The sequence below is a fragment of the Xinfangfangia pollutisoli genome (assembly GCF_020179405.1).
GTDB classification, from domain to species: Bacteria; Pseudomonadota; Alphaproteobacteria; order Rhodobacterales; family Rhodobacteraceae; genus Pseudogemmobacter; species Pseudogemmobacter pollutisoli.
The window spans coordinates 1-3,255 of sequence record NZ_JAICBZ010000156.1 but is presented as its reverse complement, the minus strand read 5'-3'; the positions used below and the strand labels follow the sequence as shown (position 1 = coordinate 3,255).

General features: G+C 67.7%; 3 protein-coding genes. All 3 read right to left on the bottom strand.

Annotation, left to right across the window (positions count from 1 at the left end; all coding sequences use genetic code 11):
* Positions 1–288: hypothetical protein (locus K1Y73_RS21605; RefSeq protein ID WP_225030464.1), on the bottom strand; the 288-nt coding region annotated here is incomplete at its 3' end.
* Positions 285–1,829 (bottom strand): radical SAM protein, encoded by a 1,545-nt coding sequence (locus K1Y73_RS21600; RefSeq protein ID WP_225030462.1) that lies wholly within the window; start codon positions 1,827–1,829, stop codon positions 285–287. The genes K1Y73_RS21600 and K1Y73_RS21605, both read right to left, overlap by 4 nt.
* Positions 1,830–1,888: 59 nt before the next feature.
* Positions 1,889–2,881 (bottom strand): hypothetical protein, encoded by a 993-nt coding sequence (locus K1Y73_RS21595; protein ID WP_225030461.1) that lies wholly within the window; start codon positions 2,879–2,881, stop codon positions 1,889–1,891.
* Positions 2,882–3,255 lie beyond the last annotated feature (374 nt).

Sequence of the window (3,255 nt, the reverse complement as noted above, 5' to 3'; positions counted from 1 at the left end):
GACCGAGCCCAGCCGCGGCAGCGCCACCGGCACGACCGTATGCCCGCCCATCATCCCGGCCAGAAGCGAGTCGAGGAACAATTCGCCCTGCGGCAGCGCCAGCACCAGCCGCAGCGGCCCGTCGCCCAGCAGCGCCCGCCAGCGCGCCTGCGCGGCCGCGGCGCGGTCCTGCAGATCGCGCCCGGTCAGCACCAGGGGCGCCGCCTTGCGCCGCAAGACGGTGATCACCGCGATATCGGAACTGCCGGCCAGCCGGCCGGCGATGCGGTCTGCAAGCGGATCGGTCATGCCACTGCCCGTTCCCGGACCGTCGGCGGCGACAGCGGCGCGTCCAGCGACCGGCGCGCATAGCCGTTCAGATAGCTTCCCAGCGTCTGCATCAGATCCGTGCGCAGCGCGGGCTGCGCGGCGGACAGATCGCGGACGCATTCGATCACCCGGCGCACCGCGCGGTCGCGCGACAGCTGGGCGATCAGGTCCAGAAACGGCCGGATCTTCGCATCACTGCTGCCGGCGCCGCGCAGATCGCGGATCAGATGCGCCGGCGGCGCGCCCAGGATCCGCGCGTAATGTTCGAAGCGCTGGATGGTGTTTTCCGGGTCGAGGATCCGGCTGCGCAGCCATTCGGCCCCCTCGGCCAGCTGTTCGCGCGTCATCTGCGCGGGCTGGATGTTGGTCAGCGCGCTGCCGCTGGTCACCGGCACCAGCGAGGCTTCGTCGACCAGCCGGCCTGCCGCCTTCATCTCGGCGTAAAGCGGCGTGGCGGCCGGCGCGGTCAGCACCGACAGGCGGTAGACGACAATGGGCAGGGCCTGGGCAAAGTCCAGCTGCCGCTCGAAGCAGGACAGATCGTCGCTGTCGAAGCCGACGATCAGACCGGCCTGCACCGACAGGCCGGCGCTGACGATCTTTTCGCATTGCTCGACCAGATCGACGCGCAGATTCTGCCGCTTGCGGCTTTCCTTCAGCGCCTCGGGATTGCTGGTCTCGATCCCGACAAAGGCCGCGCGCAGCCCGGCGCGGTTGCAGGCGGCCAAGAGATCGGGATGCCGCGCCACGTCGATCGACATCTGGGTCACGAAGCTGACCGGCGCCCGCCCCTCGGCGCCGTTCCAGGCGGCCAGCGCCTCAAGCAGAACCTGGCTGCGCTGGCGGTAGACGGTGAAATTGTCGTCCGACAGGTTGATGTGGCGATAGCCCAGATCATACAGCGCCTGCACCTCGGCAAGCACGCGTTCCGGCGGCTTATGGCGCTGGACCCGGCCCAGATACTGGATCACGTCGCAGAAATTGCAGTCGAACGGGCAGCCGCGGCTGGTCTGCACCACGCCGCCCAGCGCCAGGTGATTGGGATACAGATCCCAGCGCGGCGCCCGCGCTTCGGCCAGATCGGCCTTGCTGCCCTGATAGCGCGGCTTCAGCGCACCGGCCATCAGATCGGCCATGAAGGTTTCGGCAATCGGCTCGAACTCGCCCGCCACCAGGCAATCGGCGATGCCTTCGAACATCTCGGGCACCAGCGACACATGCGCGCCGCCGATGATCACCTTGCGCCCCATGGCGCGGAAGCGACGGGCAATCTCGGCCGCATTCGGGGCCTGGGCGACATTGATGCTGATCGCGATATAGTCGGCAGGATCGTCGTAATCGACCGGCTCGACGATCTCATCGCAGAGGCGCAATTCAACCTCTGCGGGAAAATAGGCGGCAATGGTTGCAATTCCGGCCGCGGCATTCAGCGCGAAGGGTTTGCCGAAGCCAAAGACATAATCGTCGTTCAGCCGGCTGCGACCGAAGTCGGGCGAGGGGGAAATCAAATAGACACGCATGACACCTCGTCACTGCAAAGGAAACAAGTCCCGCATGTAACGCGCGGCGTATCTGAATATCACACTAGCGCCAGATGATACCGCTTCTCGTTGTGATATGTCCAGTCAACAGGACCAAATTTTTCGCGGCAGGGAAACAGCCGCAGCTCCCACTCGCCGGCGGGTTCGGGCGCGTCGACCACGATCCGTAGCGGTTCCGCCGTGGCCGAAGCCGGCAGGCGCGGCACCTCGGCCTGGACACGGAAGCCCGCAGCGGCATTGACCCACAGCGGATGCAGCACCAGATCCTGGGCGCGGGCCGCCCCCTGCAGCGCGGCCGTGGGGCGGATCAGCACTTCCAGAGGCTGGCCCGCCGCGGCGCTTTGCGGCAGGCCGATCAGTTCAAGCGCGATCCCGGCAGTGGTGTGCCGCGCGGGCCGGGCCAGACCGTCGCGCAGCAGCCGGGCGATGCCGGCGCAAGTGGTTGCGCGGTTTTCGGGGGTGAAATACGTGCCATGCGCGCCCGGCACGATCTCGACCGACCAGCTTTCGAACAGCCGGTCCCAGGTCGGCTCAAGCCTTTCGCCGCGCAGGTAGGGGTTGAACATCTCGCTTTCGGCGCCATAGAGCAGCCCGACATGGCCGGGGTAGGGGGCGGCCGACTGGGTTTCCATCAGCACAAGCATGCCGACGCGCAGCCCCGATTGCACCAGCCGTGCGGCCAGCGGCGCCGCGACCCCGCCGCCCTGGCAATTGCCCCCGACCGCGCAGCCCTCCAGCGCCAGGCCGCTGGCCAGCAATGCCTCGGCATAAAGCCCGGCGGCCCATTCGTCTTCGGCAAAGCGTTTCGGGCCGTTCGGCGTGACAAGATGCAACGAGCGGATGCCGATCACCGGCTGATCGGGGCCAAGTTCCTGTGCCATTGCGGGAAATTCGGGGGCCGAATTGTAGCACCAGATCAATGGCGGCTTGCGGCCGGCGGGATTGAGAATGCGCAGCAGCCGGCTCTCTCCGACCAGAGCGCCTTCCCAATCCGACATCAGGTGTTTCAGCAACTTTAGGGCGCGCGGCACGGGGGGCCTCTTTCCCGAAGCGTTTCATTTGCGGCAGGACAAAAACGAATTCACGCGGGATTCGTCTGAAACTGGGAAAAACAGCCTTCCTGATAGGCGGTTGCGGCGGGCGAGTCTATGCCGGTCGGGCAGAGGGCGTGCGCGTCCGGGCCAGCGACCGATCGGCGCGGGCCGGCGCTGCGGGGTTTCGCCCGGCGGCACATGCGGCCATGCTTCGGCACAGGACGGGGCGGACGGGGGAAGACGGATGACGGCGCGCAACAGGCTGGACCGGCTGATCGCGGCGCGGCGCGGGGCGCTGCGGCGGATCGCGGCCCTGTCGGTGGCGGCGGGGATGATCTGGCCCTTGCAGGCGGGGCTGGTCGCCTGGGCCA

Bases quoted from the DNA above. Each gene is read 5' to 3' on its own strand.
- K1Y73_RS21600 (WP_225030462.1), bottom strand. From the start codon at position 1,829: ATGCGTGTCTATTTGATTTCCCCCTCGCCCGACTTCGGTCGCAGCCGG.